The sequence below is a fragment of the Streptomyces sp. NPDC001137 genome (genome assembly GCF_040298885.1).
Taxonomy (GTDB): Bacteria; Actinomycetota; Actinomycetes; order Streptomycetales; family Streptomycetaceae; genus Streptomyces.
The window spans coordinates 1-23,267 of the sequence record NZ_JBEPBA010000010.1; the positions used below are offsets into that span (position 1 = coordinate 1).

At 71.1% G+C, this 23,267-nt stretch carries 21 protein-coding genes; 8 read left to right on the top strand and 13 right to left on the bottom strand.

What is annotated here, in order from left to right; genetic code table 11:
* Together ABT254_RS20895 and trpS are read left to right on the top strand one after the other, a co-directional pair.
* A partial coding sequence (locus tag ABT254_RS20895; protein WP_351472033.1) for a hypothetical protein occupies positions 1–281 on the top strand: 281 nt, incomplete at its 5' end.
* A 430-nt stretch (positions 282–711) separates the two neighbouring features.
* The gene (gene trpS / locus ABT254_RS20900) at positions 712–1,749 is read left to right on the top strand and encodes a tryptophan--tRNA ligase (protein WP_351472036.1); all 1,038 of its coding nucleotides are present in this window, start codon (positions 712–714) and stop codon (positions 1,747–1,749) included.
* Here trpS and ABT254_RS20905 read toward each other — a convergent pair.
* A complete protein-coding gene (locus ABT254_RS20905) occupies positions 1,677–2,699 on the bottom strand; it encodes a GlxA family transcriptional regulator (RefSeq protein ID WP_351472039.1) in 1,023 nt (340 codons plus the stop codon). The genes trpS and ABT254_RS20905 overlap by 73 nt on opposite strands.
* Positions 2,700–2,774: 75 nt before the next feature.
* On the opposite strand from ABT254_RS20905, the gene ABT254_RS20910 reads away from it, so the two are divergent.
* Positions 2,775–3,362 carry a cysteine hydrolase family protein gene (locus tag ABT254_RS20910; protein ID WP_351472041.1) on the top strand — a complete coding sequence of 196 codons (588 nt, stop codon included), beginning with the start codon at positions 2,775–2,777 and terminating at the stop codon, positions 3,360–3,362.
* A gap of 16 nt (positions 3,363–3,378) precedes the next feature.
* On the opposite strand, the gene proC is transcribed toward ABT254_RS20910, so the two are convergent.
* The 3 genes from proC to ABT254_RS20925 all read right to left on the bottom strand — a co-directional run bounded on the left by proC (position 3,379) and on the right by ABT254_RS20925 (position 6,079).
* Positions 3,379–4,191, bottom strand: a complete 813-nt coding sequence (gene proC / locus ABT254_RS20915) for a pyrroline-5-carboxylate reductase (RefSeq protein ID WP_351472044.1) — start codon at positions 4,189–4,191, stop codon at positions 3,379–3,381.
* A gap of 293 nt (positions 4,192–4,484) precedes the next feature.
* On the bottom strand, positions 4,485–5,276 hold the full coding sequence (locus tag ABT254_RS20920; protein WP_351472047.1) for an ABC transporter permease: 792 nt from the start codon (positions 5,274–5,276) through the stop codon (positions 4,485–4,487).
* Positions 5,273–6,079, bottom strand: a complete 807-nt coding sequence (locus tag ABT254_RS20925) for an ABC transporter ATP-binding protein (protein WP_351472050.1) — start codon at positions 6,077–6,079, stop codon at positions 5,273–5,275. Before ABT254_RS20925 ends, ABT254_RS20920 begins: the two co-directional genes overlap by 4 nt.
* Before the next feature lie 250 nt (positions 6,080–6,329).
* Here ABT254_RS20925 and ABT254_RS20930 point away from each other — a divergent pair, with 250 nt between their 5' ends.
* A complete protein-coding gene (locus ABT254_RS20930; protein WP_351472053.1) occupies positions 6,330–7,763 on the top strand; it encodes a SulP family inorganic anion transporter in 1,434 nt (477 codons plus the stop codon).
* On the opposite strand, the gene ABT254_RS20935 is transcribed toward ABT254_RS20930, so the two are convergent.
* The 3 genes from ABT254_RS20935 to ABT254_RS20945 form a co-directional block, all read right to left on the bottom strand.
* Positions 7,727–8,497: a class I SAM-dependent methyltransferase gene (locus tag ABT254_RS20935; protein WP_351472056.1), complete on the bottom strand. Its 771-nt coding sequence runs from the start codon at positions 8,495–8,497 to the stop codon at positions 7,727–7,729. The genes ABT254_RS20930 and ABT254_RS20935 overlap by 37 nt on opposite strands.
* A gap of 524 nt (positions 8,498–9,021) precedes the next feature.
* Positions 9,022–9,525, bottom strand: a complete 504-nt coding sequence (locus ABT254_RS20940) for an EamA/RhaT family transporter (protein WP_351472058.1) — start codon at positions 9,523–9,525, stop codon at positions 9,022–9,024.
* Between the two features lie 44 nt (positions 9,526–9,569).
* Positions 9,570–9,896: an SH3 domain-containing protein gene (locus ABT254_RS20945; RefSeq protein ID WP_351472061.1), complete on the bottom strand. Its 327-nt coding sequence runs from the start codon at positions 9,894–9,896 to the stop codon at positions 9,570–9,572.
* Positions 9,897–10,078: 182 nt separating this feature from the next.
* Here ABT254_RS20945 and ABT254_RS20950 point away from each other — a divergent pair, with 182 nt between their 5' ends.
* The gene (locus tag ABT254_RS20950; protein WP_351472064.1) at positions 10,079–12,202 is read left to right on the top strand and encodes a serine/threonine-protein kinase; all 2,124 of its coding nucleotides are present in this window, start codon (positions 10,079–10,081) and stop codon (positions 12,200–12,202) included.
* A gap of 50 nt (positions 12,203–12,252) precedes the next feature.
* On the opposite strand, the gene ilvD is transcribed toward ABT254_RS20950, so the two are convergent.
* The 4 genes from ilvD to ABT254_RS20970 form a co-directional block, all read right to left on the bottom strand.
* Positions 12,253–14,106 (bottom strand): dihydroxy-acid dehydratase, encoded by a 1,854-nt coding sequence (ilvD, locus tag ABT254_RS20955; RefSeq protein ID WP_351472067.1) that lies wholly within the window; start codon positions 14,104–14,106, stop codon positions 12,253–12,255.
* A 125-nt stretch (positions 14,107–14,231) separates the two neighbouring features.
* On the bottom strand, positions 14,232–14,846 hold the full coding sequence (locus tag ABT254_RS20960; protein WP_351472070.1) for a TetR/AcrR family transcriptional regulator: 615 nt from the start codon (positions 14,844–14,846) through the stop codon (positions 14,232–14,234).
* Positions 14,843–15,664, bottom strand: coding sequence for a sugar phosphate isomerase/epimerase family protein (locus ABT254_RS20965; RefSeq protein WP_344406202.1), 822 nt, complete (start codon positions 15,662–15,664; stop codon positions 14,843–14,845). Before ABT254_RS20965 ends, ABT254_RS20960 begins: the two co-directional genes overlap by 4 nt.
* 148 nt (positions 15,665–15,812) lie before the next feature.
* Positions 15,813–16,745 carry a Ppx/GppA family phosphatase gene (locus tag ABT254_RS20970; RefSeq protein WP_351472073.1) on the bottom strand — a complete coding sequence of 311 codons (933 nt, stop codon included), beginning with the start codon at positions 16,743–16,745 and terminating at the stop codon, positions 15,813–15,815.
* 71 nt (positions 16,746–16,816) lie between these two features.
* Here ABT254_RS20970 and ABT254_RS20975 point away from each other — a divergent pair, with 71 nt between their 5' ends.
* Positions 16,817–17,692 (top strand): DUF3109 family protein, encoded by an 876-nt coding sequence (locus ABT254_RS20975; RefSeq protein WP_351472076.1) that lies wholly within the window; start codon positions 16,817–16,819, stop codon positions 17,690–17,692.
* 11 nt (positions 17,693–17,703) lie between these two features.
* Here the strand turns inward: ABT254_RS20975 and ABT254_RS20980 are convergent, their stop codons facing one another.
* Entirely contained in the window at positions 17,704–19,380 is a 1,677-nt protein-coding gene (locus tag ABT254_RS20980; RefSeq protein ID WP_351472079.1) for a BACON domain-containing protein, read from the bottom strand.
* A gap of 230 nt (positions 19,381–19,610) precedes the next feature.
* Here ABT254_RS20980 and radA point away from each other — a divergent pair, with 230 nt between their 5' ends.
* Both radA and disA read left to right on the top strand, forming a co-directional pair.
* A complete protein-coding gene (gene radA / locus ABT254_RS20985; RefSeq protein ID WP_351472082.1) occupies positions 19,611–21,020 on the top strand; it encodes a DNA repair protein RadA in 1,410 nt (469 codons plus the stop codon).
* An 81-nt stretch (positions 21,021–21,101) separates the two neighbouring features.
* A complete protein-coding gene (gene disA, locus ABT254_RS20990) occupies positions 21,102–22,226 on the top strand; it encodes a DNA integrity scanning diadenylate cyclase DisA (RefSeq protein WP_123966706.1) in 1,125 nt (374 codons plus the stop codon).
* A gap of 139 nt (positions 22,227–22,365) precedes the next feature.
* Here disA and ABT254_RS20995 read toward each other — a convergent pair whose 3' ends face one another.
* Complete coding sequence (locus ABT254_RS20995) at positions 22,366–23,178, bottom strand: hypothetical protein (protein WP_351472087.1); 813 nt, start codon at positions 23,176–23,178, stop codon at positions 22,366–22,368.
* Positions 23,179–23,267 lie beyond the last annotated feature (89 nt).

Genomic DNA, 23,267 nt, shown 5'->3' on the forward strand with positions numbered 1-23,267 from the left:
TATCAACATATCTGGCGTTGATTTTTGGCACGCTGTTGAGTTCTCAAGGAACGGACGCTTCCTTTGTACTCACCCTCTCGGGCTTTCCTCCGGGCAGTTTCCCTTCGGTCTTGCGTTTCCGACTCTATCAGACCGTTTCCCGATCCGATTTCCTCGGTGCTTTCCAGGTTCCCGCTTTCGCGTTTCCCTTTCCGGCGGCTCCGACTCTATCAGATCCTTTCGGGCCTGACTCCCAGTCAGAGGGGCTGTCCTCCCGGCCGTTGGGCCGTTCCGACGAGTGAGACTTTAGCGGATTCCCGGCCCCCGAGCTAATCGGGGCCCGCGTCCTTTCGAACGTGGATTCCTCATTTCGCAAATACGCATGCCAATAAAGCGACGCCAGACGGATCGACTGGTTGTCGAGTAGTGGTAGGTACTTGCGAAGTGGCTGTCCGGGGACCGACCGCAGTCGGCGCTCACGTCGGACAACTCGGAGAACACTACGTAGCGCGTGGGGGTGTGTCAACTCGCCTCCGGACGGCACACGGGAGGCGTAGCCTGAGGGGCATGTCTACGCGTACGTGTACCCAGCAGTGGTGGGCCGCCTGACGGCGGCCGTGCTCACGTATGCGTTCAACGGCCGCCGCCTCGGCGGCCGTTCTCGTTTCTCCCTCCTGAGCTCCTGAGGGCCGGCCGCCGGGACGGCGGTCTCGACCAGGAGGTGGAGAAGAGATGACGCGGGTTTTCAGCGGGGTCAAGCCGACCGGGCACCTGACGCTGGGGAACTACCTGGGGGCCATGCGGCAGTGGGCCGCGGTGGACCAGCACCGGGCGGACGCGCTGTTCTGCATCGTCGATCTGCACGCGCTGACCGTGGACCACGATCCGGCACGGGTACGCAGGCTCAGTCGGCAGGCAGCGACGTTGTTGCTGGCCGTGGGGTTGGATCCGGCGCTGTGCACCGTGTTCGTACAGAGTCATGTCGATGAGCACGCGCGGCTGTCGTACGTCCTCGAGTGTGTGGCGACCGACGGTGAGATGCGGCGGATGATCCAGTACAAGGAGAAGGCTGCTCGCGAGCGCGAGCGGGGCGGGAGTGTGCGGCTGTCCCTGCTGACGTATCCCGTGCTGATGGCGGCGGACATCCTGGCGTACGCGGCGGACGAGGTGCCGGTGGGGGACGACCAGGCGCAGCATGTGGAGCTGACTCGGGATCTGGCGGTGCGGTTCAACCAGCGGTACGGGCATACGTTCGTGGTGCCGAAGGCCACGCTTCCCCCGGTCGCGGCGCGGGTCATGAACCTGCAGGAACCGACTTCGAAGATGGGGAAGTCGGACGACTCCGGGCCGGGGATCGTCTATCTGCTCGACGAGCCGGATGTCGTACGGAAGAAGATCATGCGGGCCGTGACCGACAGTGGGCGGGAGATCGTGTACGACCGGGAGGAGCGGCCCGGCGTGACGAATCTGCTCGAGATCCTGGCGGCCTGCACGGGTGGGAACCCGGAGGCCTTGAGCGGTGTATATGAGTCGTACGGGTCCTTGAAGAAGGACACCGCAGAGGCCGTGGTCGAGCTCCTCAGGCCCGTGCAGGAGAGGCACAGGGCGCTGTGCGCTGATCCTGGCTATGTGGAGGGGGTGCTGCGGGATGGTGCGGAGAGGGCACGGGCGTTGGCCCGGCCGACCGTGGATGCCGCTTATCGCGCGATCGGGTTGCTGCCGGCTGCTTCTGATACCGGTGCGGGTGTGGTGCTGAACGCTGCGCGGTAGGCGCGCGGGCTGGTGGCGAGGCGCGATGCGAAGTGCTGGCGCATCGTGACCTCGCTGCCGAAGCCGGCGCGGCGGGCTACTTCGGGCATGGGCAGGTCGGTTCGTTCGAGGAGTTTCTGCGCTGCGGCGATGCGCTGGTCGAGGAGCCAGCGGAGCGGGGGCGTGCCGGTCTGGGCGGTGAAGTGGCGGGCGAAGCTGCGTGGGGACATGCCCGCGTGGGCGGCCAGATCGGCGACGGTGAGCGGTTCGTGCAGGTGGCGCAGGGCGTGCTCGCGTACGGCGGCCAGGGTGTCGACGTCGCGGTCCGCGCGGGGTGTGGGGTGCTCGATGAACTGTGCCTGGGTGCCGGTGCGGAAGGGGGCGGTGACCATGGAGCGGGCGATGGTGGCTGCGGCTTCGGCGCCGTGGGACTGACGGACGAGGTGGAGGCAGAGGTCGATGCCGGCTGCGGTGCCGGCGGCGGTCCAGAGGTTGTCGTCCTCGATGAACAGGGCGTCGGGGACCACGCTGACTTGGGGGTGGTGTGCGCGGAGAAGGCTGACGAGGTTCCAGTGGGTGATGGCCCGGCGGCCGTCGAGGAGGCCGGCCTGGGCGAGGGTGAAGGCGCCGCCGCAGAGCGCCGCGATGGTGGTGCCGCGGGCGTGCGAGCGGCGGAGGGCGTCGAGGACGGGGGTGGGCGCGGGTGTGAGGTGGTCGTCGAGGCCGGGGATCACGATCAGGTCGGCACCCGACAGCCAGGTGAGGGTGCGGTCGGGGTGGAGGGACATGCCTCCGCGCATGGGGATGGGGGTGGTGGTGTCGGTGGCGACTCGGCGCAGGTCGAAGGCGGGGGCGCCGCGGTCGGTCCGGTCGCTGCCCCAGACCTCGGTGATGACGGAGACGTCGAAGGCGCGGATGCCGGGGAAGGCGACGAGGGCGACGCGATATGGGTCGTCTGCGGCGTTCTCCATGGCTGGCAGTAAACCATCGATCGCTGGCTTTTCGCCCTCTGGGGCGGTGGTGCTCCCGGCGGCAGGATCGTGGGCATGGAGATCGCAGAGAACGCAGCGCTGGTGGTTGTGGACGTGCAGAAGGGCTTCGACGAGGCCGACTACTGGGGGCCGCGGAACAACCCGGAGGCCGATGGCAACATCGCTTCGCTCATCGACGTGTGGCAGGCGACGGGGCGGCCGGTCGTCTTCGTACGGCATGACTCGCCCAAGCCCCAGTCGCCCTTGCGGCCGGGGTACGAGGGGAACGGGTTCAAGGGGTACGTGGAGCAGCGGCGGGGGAAGGGGGCCGGTGGGGCTGAGTTGTTGATCACGAAGACCGTGAACTCGGCCTTCTACGGGACACCGGATCTGGATGCCTGGCTGAAGGCGGAGGGGATCTCGCAGCTCGTGGTGGCCGGGATCCAGACCAATATGTGCGTGGAGACGACGGCTCGGATGGGCGGCAATCTGGGGTACGACGTGGTGGTCGCGTATGACGCGACGTACACCTTCGATCTGGAGGGACCGTTCGGCTGGCGGCGCAGTGCCGACGAGGTTGCGCAGGCGTCGGCGGTGTCGCTGCACGGGGGCGGTTTTGCGCGTGTGGCGGCCACGAAGGAGGTGGTGGACGCGGCGGGGTGACCGCCCCCGGCGGGTGTCAGTCCTTCTTGCCGGAGGCGAGTTCGCGGCTGCGGTCGCGGGCGGCTTCGAGGGCGGCGATGAGGGCGGCTCGCACACCGTGGTTCTCGAGTTCGCGGATGGCGTTGATGGTCGTGCCCGCGGGGGACGTGACGTTCTCGCGGAGCTTGACCGGGTGCTCGCCGCTGTCGCGGAGCATCGTCGCGGCGCCGATCGCGGACTGGACGATCAGGTCGTGGGCCTTGTCGCGGGGCAGGCCGAGCAGGATGCCGGCGTCCGTCATGGCTTCGACCAGGTAGAAGAAGTAGGCCGGGCCGGAGCCGGAGAGGGCGGTGCAGGCGTCCTGCTGGGACTCGGGGACGCGGAGCGTCTTGCCGACGGCGCCGAAGATCTCCTCGGCATGGGCGAGGTGGTCGGCGGTGGCGTGGCTGCCGGCGGAGATGACGGACATGGCCTCGTCGACGAGGGCGGGGGTGTTCGTCATGACGCGGACGACCGGGGTGCCGGTGGCGAGGCGGTCCTCGATGGAGGCGGTGGTGATGCCGGCGGCTCCGCTGATGACCAGGCGGTCGGCGGGGACGTGGGGGGCGAGTTCGTCGAGGAGGGTGCCCATGTCCTGGGGCTTGACCGTGAGGATCAGGGTGTCGGCGGTCTTGGCGGCCTCCGGGTTGGTGACCGGGGTGACGCCGTAGCGGGTGCGGAGTTCTTCGGCTCGCTCCGGGCGGCGGGCGGTGACCAGGAGGTCGGCGGGGGCCCAGCCGCCGCGGATCATTCCGCTGAGCAGGGCTTCGCCGATCTTGCCGGTGCCGAGGACTGCGACTTTCTGGGTCATGGCTGGGGTGCCCTCCGGGGGTGCGTCGTCCGGGGTACATCGTCGCACCGGGGGTGGGTGGGTGGCTCGGGTGTCCGGTGGGCGGGACGTTGCCCTGCGGGTGGCCGTCGGGATTTTCTCGCCCCCGCCGCCCCTTCCCGTCCCGTCCCCAGGGGTGCTGCCCCTTCGGCCCCGCCAGGGGGCTCCGCCCCCTGGACCCCTGTCGGCCCCGAAAGGGCCTTGTCCTCAAACGCCGGACGGGCTGAAAGATCCGGACCGCCCAGGAGAAGGGCAACGGGCCGCGGTGCCGAGGTTCATGCCGTCCTTCGCCTCAGTGTTGCCGCGCCCAAGCCCAGGACCAACAGGGCGCAGCCGGCCACGATCAGGGCGTCGCGGACGAAGTCGGCGGTCATGTCCGTGTGTTTGAGGACCTCGTTCATGCCGTCCACGGCGTAGGACATGGGGAGAACGTCGGAGATCGCTTCCAGGGCCGGATGCATGTTGTCGCGGGGGGTGAAGAGGCCGCAGAGAAGGAGTTGGGGGAAGATCACGGCCGGCATGAACTGGACCGCCTGGAACTCGGAGGCGGCGAAGGCCGAGACGAAGAGGCCGAGGGCGGTGCCGAGGAGGGCGTCCAGGAGGGCTACCAGGAGGAGGAGCCAGGGGCTGCCCGTGACGTCCAGGCCCAGGAACCAGACCGCGAGGCCCGTGGCCAGGGCGGACTGAATGATCGCGAGGGCGCCGAAGGCGAGGGCGTAGCCCGCGATCAGGTCGCCCTTGCCCAGGGGCATGGCCAGGAGGCGTTCGAGGGTGCCCGAGGTGCGTTCGCGCAGGGTGGCGATGGACGTGACCAGGAACATCGTGATGAGGGGGAAGATGCCGAGGAGTGAGGCGCCGATGTTGTCGAAGGTGCGCGGGCTGCCGTCGAAGACATAGCGGAGCAGGAACAGCATCACGCAGGGGATGAGGATCATCATCGCGATGGTGCGCGGGTCGTGGCGGAGCTGGCGGAGGACCCGGGCCGCGGTGGCGACGGTGCGGGAGGCGTTCAGGGCGCCGGTGGGGGCGGGTGTCGTCGTACCGGTCGGAGGCGTGGTCGTAGTCATCGGGTGGTCTCCTTCTCGCGGGCGGCGGTGGCCGCCTCGTCGACCAGGTGCAGGAAGGCCGCCTCGACTGTTTCGGAACCGGTGCGGGTGCGCAGGGCCTCGGGGGTGTCGTCGGCGAGGATCTCGCCCTCGCGCATCAGCAGGAGGCGGTGGCAGCGCTCGGCCTCGTCCATGACGTGCGAGGAGATGAGGAGGGTCGCGCCGCGGTCGGCGGCGATGGAGTGGAAGAGGGTCCACAGGTCGCGGCGGAGGACCGGGTCCAGGCCGACGGTGGGTTCGTCGAGGACCAGGAGCTCGGGGGTGCCCAGCAGGGCGACCGCCAGGGAGACGCGGCTGCGCTGGCCGCCGGAGAGGTTGCCGGCGAGGGCGTCGGCGCGGGAGGTGAGGTCGACGTCGGCGAGGACGCGGTCGATCTCGTGGCGGCGGTCGGAGGCGGTGCGGCCCGGGGTGAGGATCGCCGTGAAGTAGTCGAGGTTCTGGCGGACCGTCAGGTCGTCGTAGACGGAGGGGGCTTGGGTGACGTAGCCGATGCGGGTGCGGAGGGTGGGGTGGCCGGCCGGGCTGCCCAGGACCTCCAGGGTGCCCGTGACCTTGGCCTGGGTGCCGACGATCGAGCGCATGAGGGTCGACTTGCCGCAGCCGGAGGGGCCGAGGAGGCCGGTGATCTGGCCGCGCGGCACGGTGAAGTCGAGGCCGCGCAGGACGGGGCGGGGGCCGCGGACGACGGTGAGGCCTTCTGCTCGGACGGCGGGAGCACGGGGGGCAGGGGGGTCCTCGGAGCCGCCTTCGGAGTAATTCATCATGCGATGAATAATGCTCCGGGGCGGCAGCGTCGTCAAGTGGTTCACCCCGGGGGTCGCGTTCGGTGGCGCAGGCGCGTGGCGGCGCGATCGGAGGCGGTGAGTCCGGTTCGCATGCCTCCACGTTCACCGGCCGGACACAGGAACCGGATGCGGAACCAACTCCCGTTCCTGACAATGGATTTCACTTCGCCGTGCCCTCCCCCGGCTCGGCGCCCACGCATCTCCCCTCACCGACGGAGGTGCTGTTGTCATGCGCTGTCGCATACGCAAGGCCGATCTGTTCGCTTCGCTGGTCGTCTTCCTGGTCGCACTGCCGCTGTGTGTGGGCGTGGCCATCGCCTCCGGCGTCCCCGCCGAGCTGGGGCTGATCACCGGGATCGTCGGCGGGCTGGTCGCCGGGGCGCTGCCCGGCAGCAGCCTGCAGGTGAGCGGGCCGGCGGCGGGTCTGACGGTCCTCGTCTACGAGGCCGTCGACACGTACGGCGTCCAGGCCCTCGGCGTGCTGGTGTTCGCCGCCGGGCTGGTGCAGCTGGGGCTCGGTGCGCTGCGGCTCGGGCGGTGGTTCCGGGCCGTGTCCGTGGCTGTGGTGCAGGGCATGCTCGCCGGCATCGGGCTGCTCCTGGTCGCCGGGCAGGTGTATGCGATGGGCGATACGGCCGCGCCGGCGAGCGGGCTCGGGAAGATCGCCGGGCTGGTGTGGCTGCCCGGGCGGGTGGATCCGGGGGCGTTGTCAGTGGCGGGTGCCACCATTGCCGTATTGCTGCTGTGGCCGCGTTGGCGCAGGGGGGCGCGGCTGGTGCCTGCGCCGTTGGTCGCGGTGGCGGTGGTGTCGGCGGTGACCGGGGCGCTCGGCCTGGATGTACGGCGGGTCGAGGTGCGTGGGCTCCTCGATGCGGTGCGGGTGCCGGAGGCGGCCGACTTCGGACGGCTTACGGAGGTGGGGGTGATCGGGACTGTTGTGGCGTTCGCGTTGATCGCGTCGGCGGAGTCGTTGTTCAGTGCGGCGGCGGTGGACCGGATGCACCGGGGGCCGCGGACGGACTTCGACCGGGAGCTGATGGCGCAGGGCGCGGGGAACGCGGTATGCGGGGTGCTGGGGGCCCTGCCCATGACGGCGGTGATCGTGCGCAGTGCGGCCAATGTGCAGGCGGGGGCGCGGACCAGGGCCTCGCGGGTGCTGCACGGGGTGTGGCTGCTGCTGTTCACGGTGGTCCTGCCCGGCATGCTCGGGCTGATTCCGGTGGCGGCGCTGGCCGCGCTGCTGGTGCACGCCGGGTTCAGGCTCGTGCCTGTGCGGGAGGCGCGGGTGCTGTGGCGCGAGCATCGCGGGGAGGTCGTGGTGCTGGCGGTGACGGCTGGGGCGATCGTGCTGGGGAACCTGCTGGAGGGGGTGTTGGTGGGGCTGACGCTGGCCGTGGCGAAGACGGCGTGGGACATCAGCCATGTGCATGTGGAGACCGAGGACCGGGGCGAGGCGGGCATCGTCGTACGGGTGCTGGGGCACGCGACGTTCCTGCGGCTGCCGAAGCTGCTGGACGCGTTGGAAGCCCTGCCGCACGACCGGGAGGTGCGCCTGGAGTTGGGGGGCCTGCGGCACATGGACCATGCGTGTGCGGCGGCCCTGGAGGGGTGGGCCGCCGCGCGGGGTCACGAGTTGGTGGCCACGAGCAGGTCGACGACGTAGGTCTCCTCGACGATCCCCTCCGGGAAGGCGGCGAGCAGCTGGTCGCGTTCCTCGCCGAGGATGGCCGCCCGGCGTTCCTCGCTCTGCACGAGGAACATCGAGTGGCTCCCGATGTTGGCGAGGTGCGTGTCGACGGTGACCGGGCGGCTCCAGCGGACATGGCGGCGGGTGAAGTCGAGGGCGCCGGTGGGGTCGGCGAGAGCGACCGGGGCTCCGTTGCCGGTCCTGTCGACCTCGCGCCTGATGCCGAAGTAGCCCTCCAGGCGGTCGGCTTGGGCAGCCTGCCACGGGACGTCGAGGTCGGTGGTGTTCCACCACAGGGCCAGTGCTCCGCCCGGCCGCAGCACACGCAGGGCCTCCGGGACCGAGCGGGCCGGCTCGGTCCAGTGCCAGGCCTGGGCGTAGGTGAGGAGGTCGGCGGAGGCGGTGGCGAGCGGCAGCTCGTTGCCGCTGCCCCGGACGATCGGGAGGTGGGGATTGGCGCGGCGGAACTCGACTGCCATGCCGTCGCCGGGCTCCACGGCGACGACGTCCGCGCCGCGGGCGGCCAGGAGCGCGGTCGCGATGCCCGTACCGGCGCCGATGTCCGCGACGCGGGCACCCCGCAAGGGGCGGCCCGCCAGGTCCTCGATGGCGTCGAAGAGGGCCGGTGGGTAGGAGGGACGGTTGGCCGCGTACTGGGCTGCGGCGGCATTGAAGGAGTGGGCGCGGGTCGGCTGCGAGGAGGCGGTCATGTGGCCATGGTGGCGCGGGTTGGATGCAGGGGGCAGTGAGTTTTCGGTGAGAGAACCGCGCCCCGGGGGGCGGGCCTGTCCTGCGCCGAGTGTGCGGCGACTGGCTGAGGCCGCGGGCCGGTGTGCACCGTTCGGTGGGGGCCTGTGACAGCCGCAGCCTCGCGTTCAGCTTGGTGCGCGGCGACGCTGCTTGGCGGCGGCCCTGTGGCGCGTGCCGGACCCGCCAGGGTCCAGCGCCTGACGCCGAACTCAACAGCGCCGCGGCGACGCTGCTTGTGGCAGCGGACCTGCGGCGCGTGCCGGACCCGCCAGGGTCCAGCGCCTGACGCCGAACTCAGCAGCGCCTGCCGAACAGGCTCCGGCCAAGCCGAGCCCACCAGCCCCGTCCATCGCCCCAGGCCAGGCCCGGCGCCCCGGCCAGCGACCCCAGCCGAGCAAGCCCGGCAGCCCCACTGATCGAACCCCGCCCAAGCCGAGTCCCCAGCACCCAACAGCCCAACCCCAGCCGGCCGGAGAGGCACCGCTCAGGAACGGCGGCGTTTTTTCGACGGGTTGCCTGTGCGGCGGGTGGTGCGCTTCTTGTGTTGGGCGAGGGCTGCCTCGTACTCCTCGCGGTGGAGTTTCTCGCCGGGGGCCTCGGTCAGGGAGCGGAAGAAGTACGCGAGGAGGGAGCCGACGAAGCCGATGGCCAGGAGGCCGCGGAGGGAGGCCTGGCGGGTGGGGTCGGGGCGCTTGCCGAAGCCGTCCCAGGTGTTGCGGAAGGCGAGGGCGCTGCAGATCGCGAACATGGCGACGATGAGGACGGTCACGAAGGCGCCGCTGTCGGCGAGTTGGAGCCCCTGGTAGGCGAGACGGAGAACCACGCAGGAGGCCGCGGCGGCCGCGAGGGAACCGGCGGCCACCCCGATGCGGCGGGATGTGTAGCCGTTGTCGTGGTTCACCCAGGTGGTGCCGAAGAACCGCAGGGGTTCTGGGCGGGGGCCGCCGGTGGAGCCCGCGGTGCCCTCGGTGCCGGTTTCGTCGCTCACGGGACGATTATGGCTCCGGGGCGGGCGCGGGCTCCCTTCGGGGATCAGCCGCAGTGCGGGGCCACGTAGCCGTCGCTGCCGGTGAGGACGTAGGCGTCCGAGACGAACTGGTTGTCGTCGATGTTGTCCCAGAGGTTCGAGGTGCCGTAGGGACCCGACACCCATGTCCCCGGCGTCTGGCAGTAGATCGGGACCTTCGCGCCCTCGGGCAGGATACGGACGATGCTGTACTGGGTCCCCGGGCCGCTGCGGACATTGAGGCGGACGCCCGGTGCCACCGAGTAGTAGTGCACGGACGCCGTCGCGGCGGCGGCCGTCGTGACGGCCTCCTGCTCGTCTCTCCCGGCCGCGTCGATGTGGTCAACAGACATGAAAAACCTCCCCCGTTGTGCCCCATGAAAGCCATGGGGTCCCGTTCATTCCCCTAAAACACGCCATGAAACACATGTACGTAACTGGCACGCGAACGCTAGCAAGCCGCCTCCGTATCGCACGAGTCATCGACTAGGCTCCGTGCGTCGCGCGCGCGGACGAACAGTACGGGGGTGGTTCCATGGCGCCACAGCACAACACCGGAGCGGGCGCGGAAGCGGAACTTCCCGAGTACGCCGGCCACTACCGCCTGGAGTCGTGCCTCGGCTCGGGCGGCATGGGTGTCGTGCACCTAGCGCGGAGCACCTCCGGCATGAAGCTCGCGGTGAAGGTCGTACATGCCGAGTTCGCCAAGGACCCTGAGTTCAGAGGGCGTTTCCGGCAGGAGGTGGCGGCGGCGCGGCGGGTGAGCGGTGCCTTCACGGCGTCCGTCGTCGACGCGGATCCCGAAGCGGAACGGCCCTGGATGGCCACGCTGTTCATTCCGGGACCGACCCTCTCCGAACATGTGAAGCGGAACGGCCCGATGCCGCCGGCGCAGCTGCGCCAACTGATGGCGGGACTGGCCGAGGCACTGCGCGACATCCATCGGGTCGGGGTGGTGCACCGCGACCTGAAGCCGAGCAATGTGCTGCTCGCCGAGGATGGTCCGAAGGTCATCGACTTCGGTATTTCTCGGCCAAAGGACAGTGAACTGCGGACCGAGACCGGGAAGTTGATCGGTACTCCGCCGTTCATGGCGCCCGAGCAGTTCCGGCGGCCCCGGGAGGTCGGTCCCGCCGCCGACATCTTCGCGCTCGGGTCCGTGCTGGTGCATGCGGCGACGGGGCGCGGCCCGTTCGACTCCGACAGTCCTTACGTGGTCGCGTATCAGGTCGTGCACGACGAGCCGGATCTGACCGGCGTACCGGAGAACCTTGCGCCGCTGGTGCTTCGCTGCCTGGCCAAGGAGCCCGAGGACCGGCCCACCCCGGACGAGCTGATGCGGGAGTTGCGGTCGGTTGCGGCCTCGTACGACACGCAGGCGTTCATACCCGCGCAGCGGCGGACGGTCGAGAGCCCGACGTCTCCGGAACCCCGAGTCGAGGAGACGGAGTCGGAGTCCGAGTCCGAGCGGCCGTCCAAGCGGCGCCGCCTACGCAAGAAGGTGCTGCTGGCGGCCGGGGCGCTCGTGCTCGTGGGGGGCGTGCTGCTCGCCACCGTTCAACTGCTCGGTGACGCACCCACCCCGTCGCACGGCACTGCGACCACGGCGTCCCCCGGCGGGTTCCGGGCGTGGACAGCGAAGCCCGTGTCCGGGAGCGAAGGGCCGGTCCGGTGCTCGTACGGAGCGGGAAAGCTGCTGTGCGCCCGGCCCGGTCTGGTGTTCGCCCTCGACCCCTCGGACGGCGGTCTGCTCTGGCGCCACCGCACGGACACGACCCGTTGGGGCGCTCCCCCCGTCCTGTCAGGTGGTCTCGTGCAGCTGCCCCTCGCCGACCGGGGCCGGCGTCTGGAGGCGCTCGATCCCGCCTCGGGCAAGGTGCGTTGGGAGCGGAAGGTGGCGGCGTACGACTCGGTGCAGCCGGCCGGGAGCATGCTTCTGCTGGTCCGTGCGAACGGCACGGTCACCGGCGTGGACAGCGCGTCCGGCGCCACCAAGTGGTCCCGGACGGTACCGGGGCACAAGGCGCTGGCCTTCTCCTCCTTCGCCGGTGATCCCCTGGCGTACCTGGCGAGCGTCTCCTACAACGGGTCGAGTACGCGGGTCAGCGCCGTGGATCCGGTCACGGGTGAGGTGCGGTGGGACGCCCGGCTGAAGGGCGCTCTGCAGCCCTGCGGCTCCTCGGGCGGCTCCGTGTTCTTCATGGCCGTCGGCGGGGTCTACGGCGACACCCAGGCGGTGGTCCGCTACGACCTCCGTTCCGGGTCGGCGCGGAGAGCGGCGCTTCCCGTCCCCCTGACGAGCGCCCGGGCCGGCGTGCGCAAGGGCGTGGTCCAGCTTCTGGGCACCGGTGGCTCCCTGGAGGCCGTCGACACGGGCACGGGCAAGCAGCTGTGGACCATGGAGACCTCGGTGAGCCGGGGTTCGGCACCGGTCTCCGACGGCCGTCATGTCTACGTCAGCGCCGCCGACGGACGCCTGCTCGCGGTCGACGCCCGCAAGGGGATCCTGGAGGGGCAGACTCCGGCTCGGCTGGGCAAGAAGCAGGACCAGGTGATGTCCACCACCCCTGCCCCCGTCCTCGCCGACGGCCACGTCTACGCCACCGCCCCCGACGGCACCGTCTTCGCCGTGGACGCCCGCGATCCGGCGGCCTGGTAATACGCGAAAGGGGCCGCCCCGGAAGGCGGCCCCTCACTGCACGAACAACCTCAGCCCAGCTTCGAAACGTCGCGCACCGCGCCCTTGTCCGCGCTGGTCGCCATCGCCGCGTAGGCGCGCAGGGCGGCCGACACCTTGCGCTCCCGGTTCTTGGGCGCGTACACGCCGCCCAGGGCCTGCTCGCGGCGGGCGAGTTCGGCCTCGTCGACCAGGAGCTCGATCGTGCGGTTCGGGATGTCGATGCGGATGCGGTCGCCGTCCTCGACGAGCGCGATCGTGCCGCCGGACGCGGCCTCCGGCGAGGCGTGGCCGATCGACAGGCCCGAGGTGCCGCCGGAGAAGCGGCCGTCGGTGATCAGGGCGCAGGTCTTGCCGAGGCCGCGGCCCTTGAGGAAGGACGTCGGGTAGAGCATCTCCTGCATGCCCGGGCCGCCCTTGGGGCCCTCGTAGCGGATGACCACGACATCGCCGTCCGTCACCTGCTTGTTGAGGATCTTCTCGACGGCCTCCTCCTGCGACTCGCAGACGACCGCCGGGCCCTCGAAGGTCCAGATCGACTCGTCCACGCCGGCCGTCTTCACGACACAGCCGTCGACGGCGAGGTTGCCCTTGAGGACCGCGAGGCCGCCGTCCTTCGAGTACGCGTGCTCGGCGGAGCGGATGCAGCCCTCCGCCGCGTCCTCGTCCAGCGCCTCCCAGCGCTCGGACTGGGAGAAGGCCTCGGCGGAGCGGACGCAGCCGGGGGCCGCGTGCCACAGTTCCACGGCCTCGGGGGACGGGGAGCCGCCTCGCACGTCCCACGTCTTCAGCCAGTCCGCGAGGGACGGGCTGTGGACCGCGTGCACGTCCTCGTTGAGGAGACCGGCGCGGTGCAGTTCACCCAGCAGAGCCGGGATGCCGCCGGCCCGGTGCACGTCCTCCATGTAGTACGTGCGGGTCTTCGCGACGTTCGGAGCGACCTTCGCGAGGCACGGCACGCGCCGCGAGACCTCGTTGATCTCCTCCAGGCCGAACGGGACGCCCGCCTCCTGGGCCGCGGCCAGCAGGTGCAGGATCGTGTTCGTCGAGCCGCCCATCGCGATGTCGAGGGCCATCGCGTTCTCGAAGGCGGAGAAGGTCGCGATCGAGCGCGGCAGGACCGTGTCGTCGTCCTGCTCGTAGTAGCGGCGGGTGATGTCCATGACCGTGCGGGCAGCGTCGACGTACAGCTGCTTGCGGGCCGTGTGGGTGGCCAGGACCGAGCCGTTGCCAGGGAGGGAGAGGCCGATGGCCTCGGTCAGGCAGTTCATCGAGTTGGCGGTGAACATGCCGGAACAGCTGCCGCAGGTCGGGCAGGCGTTCTCCTCGATACGGAGGATGTCCTCGTCCGAGATCTTGTCGTTCACGGCGTCGGAGATCGCGTCGACCAGGTCGAGCGTGCGGACCGTGCCGTCGACGAGAGTGGCGCGGCCGGCCTCCATGGGGCCGCCGGAGACGAAGACCGTCGGGATGTTCAGGCGGAGCGCCGCCATCAGCATGCCGGGCGTGATCTTGTCGCAGTTGGAGATGCAGACCAGGGCGTCGGCGCAGTGCGCCTCGACCATGTACTCCACCGAGTCCGCGATCAGGTCGCGGGACGGGAGCGAGTAGAGCATTCCTCCGTGCCCCATCGCGATGCCGTCGTCCACGGCGATCGTGTTGAACTCGCGCGGGATGCCGCCCGCCTCGACGATCGCCTCGGAAACGATCCGGCCGACCGGCTGCAGATGGGTGTGGCCCGGCACGAACTCCGTGAAGGAGTTGGCGACCGCGATGATCGGCTTGCGGCCGATGTCCGCGCCGGGTACACCGGAGGCGCGCATAAGGGCGCGGGCGCCCGCCATGTTGCGGCCGTGGGTGACTGTGCGGGACCTCAGCTCGGGCATCGTCGCTCGCTCCTTCGGAGAGTTCTGACTGAGTCGAGCGTACGCCCGTTGCTCCAAGGGCTGGACATTGTGTCCGGAATGCGGGATGCACGTCTCGTCCAGAGGGCGGGGCCCTCGCGGGGGCGTCAGGGCCCGGTCAGATGCCCCTGCACCACCGGCGCCACCCGCGCGATGATCTGCTCCGCGTCCGCCGACGCCAGCGGCTCCACCTTGATCACGTATCGCAGCATCGCGCACCCCACGAGCTGCGCGGCAGCCAGCTCGGCGCGCAGCTCCGCGTCCGGCCGGTCCAGCTGTGCGGCGACGCGGCGCAGCAGCTGCGAGGCGACCAGTCGGCGGAAGACGGCGGCGGCGGCCTCGTTGTTGACGGCGGAGCGCACGATCGCCAGCAGGGGCGTACGGGTGGTGGGGTTCTCCCAGATGCCGAAGATGAAGCGGGTGAGCCGCTCGCCGACGCCGTCCGTCGGACCGTCGGCGAGCGCCTCCGGCGCGTTCAGGGCGGGCGCGAAGGCGACCTCGATCGCGGCCTCGAAGACCTGCTCCTTGGTGCCGAAGTAGTGGTGCACCAGCGCCGAGTCCACGCCGGCCGCCTTCGCGATGCCCCGTACGGACGTCTTCTCGTACCCGCGCTCGGAGAACTCCTCGCGGGCCACGGTCAGGATGCGGTCGCGGGTGTCGGCGGACTCGGCACGCGGACGGCGGCCGCGGCGCCGGGCGGTCGGGTCGGGGGCCTCGGTCACGGTCTTGGCACCCTCACCGCGGAGGCGAGGTGGAGGCGGGTGAAGGCCAGCGCCTCCGCCAGATCGGCCTCGCGTTCGGCGCCGGACATGGCGCGCCGGGTGTTGACCTCGATGACGACATGGCCGTCGAAACCGGTCAGGGCGAGACGTTCCAGCAGCTCGGCGCAGGGCTGGTTGCCGCGCCCGGGGACGAGGTGCTCGTCCTTCGCCGATCCCCTGCCGTCGGCGAGGTGGACATGGCCGAGGCGGTCTCCCATGCGGTCGACCATGTGCAGCGCGTCGGAGCGGGCCGTGGCGCTGTGACTGAGGTCGATCGTGAAGTGACGGTAGTCCTCCTTCGTCACGTCCCAGTCGGGGGCGTACGCGAGCATCTCGCGGTCGCGGTAGCGCCAGGGGTACATGTTCTCGACGGCGAACCGCACGTCCGTCTCGTTCGCCATGCGCCAGATTCCGGTGACGAAGTCACGGGCGTACTGGCGCTGCCAGCGGAACGGGGGGTGGACGACGACCGTGGTCGCCCCCAGCTTCTCGGCGGCCGCCTGGGCGCGCTGGAGCTTGGTCCACGGGTCGGTGGACCACACCCGCTGCGTGATGAGAAGGCAGGGGGCGTGCACGGCGAGGATCGGGATGCGGTGGTAGTCGCTGAGTCTGCGCAGCGCCTCGATGTCCTGGCTGACCGGGTCGGTCCAGACCATGACCTCGACGCCGTCGTACCCGAGGCGCGCGGCGATCTCGAAGGCCGTCGCCGTGGACTCCGGGTACACGGAGGCCGTGGACAGCGCGACCTTCGCATCCGGGATGCAGACTGGCTCCGCCATGCCGACAGGTTACGGGGTGCGGTGCGGGGACTGCGGTGCGCCTATGCGCCGTTGTGGGATTCGCCACGGGCGGGTGCGGGTGTGTTGTGGTTTCTCGCGCCCCGCGACGGAGTCGCTGATGTCACAGCCCCGCGCCCCTGAAAAGCCGCTACACCGAGCCCATGTGATCCAGTTTGCGCAGGATCACGCCTTCCCTGAGCGCCCAGGGACAGATCTCCAGGCTCTCCACCCCGAACAGGTCCATGGCGCCCTCCGCCACCAGGGCGCCCGCCAGTATCTGGCCCGCTCGGCCCTCGCTCACGCCCGGGAGTTCCGCCCGTTGGGCCGCCGACATGCCCGCCAGCTGCGGGACCCACGCTTCCAGGGACTCGCGCTTGAGATCGCGCTGGACGTACAGGCCCTCCGTCGAGCGGGCCGCGCCCGCGATACGAGCGAGCTGCTTGAAGGTCTTCGACGTCGCCACGACGTGATCGGGCGCGCCGAAGCGGCTGAATTCGCCGACCGTGCGGGCGATCTGGGCCCGCACGTGGCGGCGCAGAGCCCGTATGGACTCCGGGTCCGGCGGGTCGCCGGGGAGCCAGGCGGCGGTGAGGCGGCCGGCGCCGAGCGGGAGGGAGACGGCGGCGTCCGGCTCCTCGTCGATGCCGTAGGCGATCTCCAGGGAGCCGCCTCCGATGTCGAGGACGAGGAGCTTGCCCGCGGACCAGCCGAACCAGCGGCGGGCGGCGAGGAAGGTGAGCCGGGCCTCCTCCGCGCCGGTGAGGACCTGCAGTTCGACGCCGGTCTCGGCCTTCACGCGCGCGAGGACGTCGTCGGCGTTGCTGGCCTCGCGCACGGCGGAGGTCGCGAAGGGAAGCACGTCCTCGACGCCCTTGTCCTCGGCGGCCTGCAGGCACTCGTGGACGACGGCGATCAGTTTGTCGACCCCCTCGGGGCCGATCGCTCCGCTCTCGTCGAGCAGCTGTGCAAGGCGCAGTTCCGCCTTGTGCGAGTGCGCGGGCAGCGGGCGCGCGCCTGGGTGCGCATCCACCACCAGCAGATGCACCGTGTTCGATCCCACGTCGAGGACACCGAGTCTCATGTACGGAACGCTACTGCCACCTGGGCGGTGGTCCGTATGGGATGGCGCCGACAGACCCGTACGCTGGTCCTGTGCCAAAGACGAAAAGGGCGAAGGAAGACAAGGCAGCCAAGGCTGCCGAGGCCGCCAAGTCCGCCAAGGGCTCTTCGCAGGTGAAGCCGGCGCAGTCGGCGAAGCTGTCGAAGAAGGCCAGGGAAGCGGACGAGAAGGGCCTCGACTTCGCGCGCGCGTGGGTGGAGTTCCCTGATCCGGCGGACGACGAGCAGGTCTTCCGGTGCGATCTGACATGGCTCACCTCTCGCTGGAACTGCATCTTCGGCAGCGGCTGCCAGGGCATCCAGGCGGGCCGCGCGGACGACGGGTGCTGCACGCTGGGCGCCCACTTCTCCGACGAGGACGACGAGAAGCGCGTCGCCGGGCATGTGGCGAGGCTCACGCCCGACATCTGGCAGCACCATGACGAGGGCATCAAGCACGGCTGGGTGTCGGAGGACGAGGACGGCGACCGTCAGACCCGTCCGTTTGAGGGCTCCTGCATCTTCCAGAACCGGCCCGGGTTCGCGGGCGGCGCGGGCTGCTCGCTGCACATCCTGGCTCTGAAGGAGGGCCGCGAGCCGCTGGAGACCAAGCCGGACGTGTGCTGGCAGCTGCCGGTGCGGCGCACGTACGACTGGATCGACCGGCCCGACGACACCCGTGTGCTGCAGGTGTCGATCGGCGAGTACGACCGCCGGGGCTGGGGCCCGGGCGGCCACGACCTGCACTGGTGGTGCACGTCGGCGACCTCGGCGCACGGTGCGGGCGACCCGGTGTACGTGTCCTACCGGCCGGAGCTGACCGAGCTGATGGGCAAGGCGGGCTACGACCGCCTCGTGGAGCTGTGCGAGCAGCGCCTGGCCGCCCAGCTGCCTCTGCTCGCGCCGCATCCGGCGGACCCGGTCGACTGACGGGCCCGCGCTCACGAGGTCGCGGGGCTCGGGGTTCCGCTGTCGGCCGGCGGTGATGCCGGGTCGGACGGGGCGGAGTCGGTGGGGGTGGGCTCGGGGGACGAGGGCGGGGCGCTCGGGGTGGGGTCCGAGGCGGTCGGGGTCGGTTCCGGGTCCGGCGGGGGCGGCGGGGTGCCTGGGTTGCTCGGACCGGGGGCGGTCGGGCTGGGCGCGGCGCCGTAGCCCTCGATCGAGACGACGGCACCGGACGGTGAGACGGCCACCCGTGCGCTCCACGGGCCGGACGGCTCGCGCAGGTGGTCCACGTACACCTTGATCGTCAACGATTCGCCGGGCGCGAGCGTTCCCGAGGACTGGCTGAGGTAGAGCCAGGCGGCTCCCGTCGACGCGGACCAGCGCACGGGCGCGGATCCGGTCGTGGTGAGGGTGACGAGCGTGGTGTCGCCGTCGTGACCCGCCGACACCCGGAGGTGTCCGGCGCTCTTCCCGCTGATGCCGGCGACGCTGATGACCTCCACGGAGATGTCGGGCCGCCGGTGGCCTCTGCCGAAGTCGCCGCCGGGCCGGAGGCTGGCGTTGCCGGCGTTCTCGTAGCCGCCGCCGGACGCCTCGCCGCCCAGGCTGACCGGGCCGTGCGCCTCGCTGGCGGTGGCGGAGCGGCCGTCCGCGCCCTCGGCCGGTGAGCCCCGGTAGGCGGCCCACAGGGCGAACACGGGGGCCGCCACCACGGTGGCGACGACCGTCGTCGTGACGGCACGCGCGCGTAGGCGGTCGCGGCGGGCGGCACGGTCCTTGGGGTCCATCGGGAAGCCGCGCCGGTCGAACCGGGGAAGGGCGCCGCCACGCGCGCGTGGCTGATGGGTGACCGCCATGTGCAGGGCCGCGCGGGGCGCCTCGAGGACGGGCAGCTCGGCGGGGGTGATCATCGCGCCGGGCCAGCGGCCGGGGATGGCCCGCTCGGCGCTGCGGCGACATCGCGGACAGTCGTCGACGTGCCGGACGAGCTCCTTGCGCAGGGCCGAGCTGAGCACCAGCTGGTTGTCGCCGGTGAGCCGGGCGACGTTCGGACAGCCGCCGGTCTCGACGACGGCGAGGGCCGCGCGCGTGCGCTCCACCTCGCAGGCCGCGGAGGCCAGCAGTTCACGGGCGGTGGCGAGGCCGAGGCCGAGTACGGCGGCGACCTCGTGGGCGGCGAGGTGGTGGCGTACGGCGAGTTCGAGCGCCTCGCGCTGCTCCGGGCTGGTGCCGGCGGCCTCCGGCCAGGCCAGCAGGGCGAGTTCGCGGCGGCGCTGTTCCTGGGTCTCTTGGGCGACGGGGGGCGCTGCCGGCCGCTGCTTCCCGGTGCCGTGCCGGCCCGCCGCGTGCGTGCCCTGACGTTTCTGCTTGGCCTCCGCCAGCTTGCGCAGACAGGCCCAGCGGGCCAGCGCGTACAGCCAGGCGCGGCTGTCCCCCGGCGCCTGGGGGCCGCGGCGCTTCTCGGCGAGCGCGAGGGCCTCGCCCAGGGCGGCGGTCGCCGCGTCGTGGTCGCACAGCACCGACAGGCAGTAGGTGAACAGCCCGTCCAGATACGGCTCGTAACGCCCCGGTGGCCGCTGCGCGAGCGTGCGCACAGCGGCACGGTCACGTGCCTCCCGGCGCGCCTGGTCTGCGCCGGTGATGCGGGGTGAGGTCTCCGGGCTGCTGCTCATCCGTGGACCGTAGGCGGCTCGGGATGAACCCTTCTTCCTCCTTGAGCACTTTTAATCCATACGGGTGAAACGATCCCTCAATCGGGTACAGGAACCGCGTGTTCCGTGGCCGGTTACCGACGGTGATGGCCGGTTCGCGGAGTGTCGGATCATGTGCCCGGCCGGCGCACGGCGAGCGTCCGCGCTCGGACCGTCCGGCGTTGTCAGTGGGCTCGGTTACGGTTCTCCGCATGGCTGCCCGTACCAAGTCCACCAAGGACCGCCCGTCCTACCGCTGCACGGAGTGCGGCTGGCAGACGGCCAAGTGGCTCGGTCGCTGCCCCGAGTGCCAGGCCTGGGGGACGATCGAGGAGTACGGCGCGCCCGCGGTCCGTACGACGACACCGGGGCGCGTCACCACCTCCGCGGTGCCCATCGGCCAGGTGGACGGGCGCCGGGCCACCGCCCGCTCGACCGGTGTGCCCGAGCTGGACCGGGTGCTCGGCGGCGGGCTGGTGCCCGGCGCGGTGGTGCTGCTGGCGGGCGAGCCCGGCGTCGGCAAGTCGACGCTGCTGCTGGACGTGGCGGCGAAGGCGGCGAGCGACGAGCACCGCACGCTGTATGTCACCGGTGAGGAGTCGGCGAGCCAGGTGCGGCTGCGCGCCGACCGGATCAGGGCCATCGACGACCATCTGTATCTCGCCGCCGAGACCGATCTGGCCGCCGTCCTCGGCCACTTGGACGCGGTGAAGCCGTCCCTGCTCATCCTCGACTCCGTGCAGACCGTGGCCTCGCCGGAGATCGACGGCGCGCCCGGTGGCATGGCGCAGGTGCGCGAGGTCGCCGGCGCGCTCATCCGCGCCTCCAAGGAGCGCGGGATGTCGACCCTCCTTGTGGGACATGTCACCAAGGACGGGGCCATCGCCGGGCCCCGGCTCCTGGAACACCTCGTGGACGTCGTCCTCCACTTCGAGGGGGACCGGCACGCGCGCCTCAGGCTCGTGCGGGGCGTCAAGAACCGCTACGGCGCCACGGACGAGGTCGGCTGCTTCGAACTGCACGACGAGGGCATCACGGGCCTCGCCGATCCGAGCGGACTCTTCCTGACCAGACGTGACGAACCGGTCCCCGGTACCTGTCTGACGGTCACCTTGGAGGGCCGCCGCCCCTTGGTCGCCGAGGTGCAGGCGCTCACCGTCGACTCGCAGATCCCCTCCCCGCGCCGTACCACCTCGGGCCTGGAGACCTCCCGTGTCTCGATGATGCTCGCCGTCCTGGAGCAGCGCGGCCGGATCAGCGCGCTCGGCAAGCGGGACATCTACTCCGCGACGGTCGGCGGGGTGAAGCTCTCCGAGCCCGCCGCCGACCTCGCCGTGGCCCTCGCGCTGGCCTCGGCCGCCAGCGACACCCCGCTGCCCAAGAACCTGGTCGCGATCGGCGAGGTCGGCCTCGCGGGCGAGGTCAGACGGGTCACGGGCGTCCAGCGGCGACTCGCCGAAGCACACCGCCTGGGCTTCACACACGCGCTCGTTCCGGGCGACCCGGGCAAGATCCCTCCGGGGATGAAGGTCCTGGAAGTCGCCGACATAGGGGACGCTCTGAGAGTCCTTCCACGCTCCCGTCGCCGAGAGGCCCCACGGGACGAGGAGGACCGCCGGTAGACTTTGCCCTGGTCTCGCCCGTCCGTACGAACAGAGTGTGCGACACGGGGGCGCCCCAGAACCTGCGACCGGAGGAGTGCAGTGGCAGCCAACGACCGGGCGGCAGCTCCCGGAAAGTCCGGCGGGAGTTCCGGTGCCGATGGCCTGATGCGCGCCTCACTGAGCGCCGTGGCTCCCGGCACGGGCCTGCGCGACGGACTCGAGCGGGTACTCCGCGGCAACACGGGCGGTCTCATCGTGCTCGGCTTCGACCGGACCGTCGAAACCATGTGCACCGGCGGTTTCGTGCTGGACGTCGAGTTCACGGCCACCCGCCTGCGCGAGCTGTGCAAGCTGGACGGCGGCATCGTGCTCTCCTCCGACCTCTCGAAGATCCTCCGGGCGGGCGTGCAGTTCGTGCCCGACGCGACGATCCCGACCGAGGAGACGGGCACCCGCCACCGCACCGCGGACCGCATCTCCAAGCAGGTCGGCTTCCCGGTCGTCTCCGTCTCCCAGTCGATGCGTCTGATCGCCCTCTACGTCGACGGTCAGCGCCGCGTGCTGGAGGACTCCGCGGCGATCCTGTCCCGCGCGAACCAGGCCCTCGCGACCCTGGAGCGCTACAAGCTCCGCCTGGACGAGGTCGCGGGCACCCTGTCGGCGCTGGAGATCGAGGACCTGGTGACGGTCCGCGATGTGTCGGCGGTGGCCCAGCGCCTGGAGATGGTGCGCCGCATCGCCACGGAAATCGCGGAGTACGTGGTCGAGCTGGGCACCGACGGGCGTCTCCTCGCCCTGCAGCTCGACGAGTTGATCGCGGGCGTGGAGCCCGAGCGCGAGCTGGTCGTGCGGGACTACGTCCCCGAGCCCACGGCCAAGCGCTCCCGCACGGTCGACGAGGCCCTGTACGAGCTGGACGCCCTCACCCACGCCGAGCTCCTCGAACTGCCCACGGTGGCAAGGGCGCTGGGCTACACGGGCTCGCCGGAGGCACTCGACTCGGCGGTCTCGCCCCGCGGCTTCCGCCTGCTGGCCAAGGTGCCGCGCCTCCCGGGCGCCATCATCGACCGTCTCGTGGAGCACTTCGGGGGCCTTCAGAAACTGCTCGCCGCAAGCGTCGACGACCTCCAGACGGTGGACGGCGTCGGCGAGGCCCGGGCCCGCAGCGTACGCGAGGGCCTGTCGAGGCTGGCGGAGTCGTCGATCCTGGAGCGGTACGTCTGAGCCGGTCGGACGAAGCCGCGCCCCAACGGGCGCGGGGCTGTATCAACACGCGGCTCCGCCGCGCGGGCGCGACCAGCCATGACGCAGCCGCGGACGAGGGGCGGCATCGCGGGCGCACCCCAGCGGAGCGGCCAAGCGCCTAGTCGTCCTTGAGCATGAACGAGATCTGCGACTTCGCGAACCCCGGCGCCGCCGCCTCCACCAGATACGTGCCGGCCCCGGCAGACCCCGCCGGAGGCGTCGCGCACTCGGGAGCGCTCGGCTTGCGGTCCCACTTCACGGTGTAGGTGATGCTGCTGCGGTTGGGCACCCGGAAGACCAGGCTGCCGGAGCCCTGGGGGCAGTCGGCGGAGGACCAGTAGTCGTTGTCGCTGCCCGCCTCGGTGATCGTCAGCACCGCGCTCTTCGGCCCGAGGTCGATCTTGCAGTCGAGGCCCGAGGTGTTCGTCGCGGTCAGCAGCAGAGTCGGCGTCTGACCGGGCGAGTACGTGTTGTGCAGGCTCCGCACCGTCAACGTCACCGCGTTCCTGGTGCAGTTGGGGATGGAGGAAGTCGCCGGAATCGTGTCGCCCCGGCCGACCCCGATACCGGAGCCGACACCGGCCGTACCGCCGCCGGCCGACCCGTCGGAACCCCCGGCCCCGGAGTCCGAGCCGGAACCGGAACCCGAACTGCCCCCGGAATCTGACCCGCTGGATCCCCCGCCGCCCGACTCGTCCCGCCCGCCCGGCGCTTGGCTGATCGCGGGACCCGAACTCGACGGCCCCGCAGTGATCGTGGGCGCGGGGGTGTTGCCGTTCGCCCCGTCGTCCTTCTTGCCGCCGCCACCGCCCGACAGGACGATCCACGTGATCAGCAGCGCCAACAAGGCCACCACAGACACGAGTACGACCCTCCGGCGCCAGTAGATGGAGGAGGGGAGCGGCCCGACAGGATTGCGCAGAGATCCCACGGCGCAAACTGTACGAGAGATCGGCGCCTCAGCAGGCCCCACCCGCCGCCGGTTCGTCAACTTTTCCGGATCATCATTCCGGTCCGCAC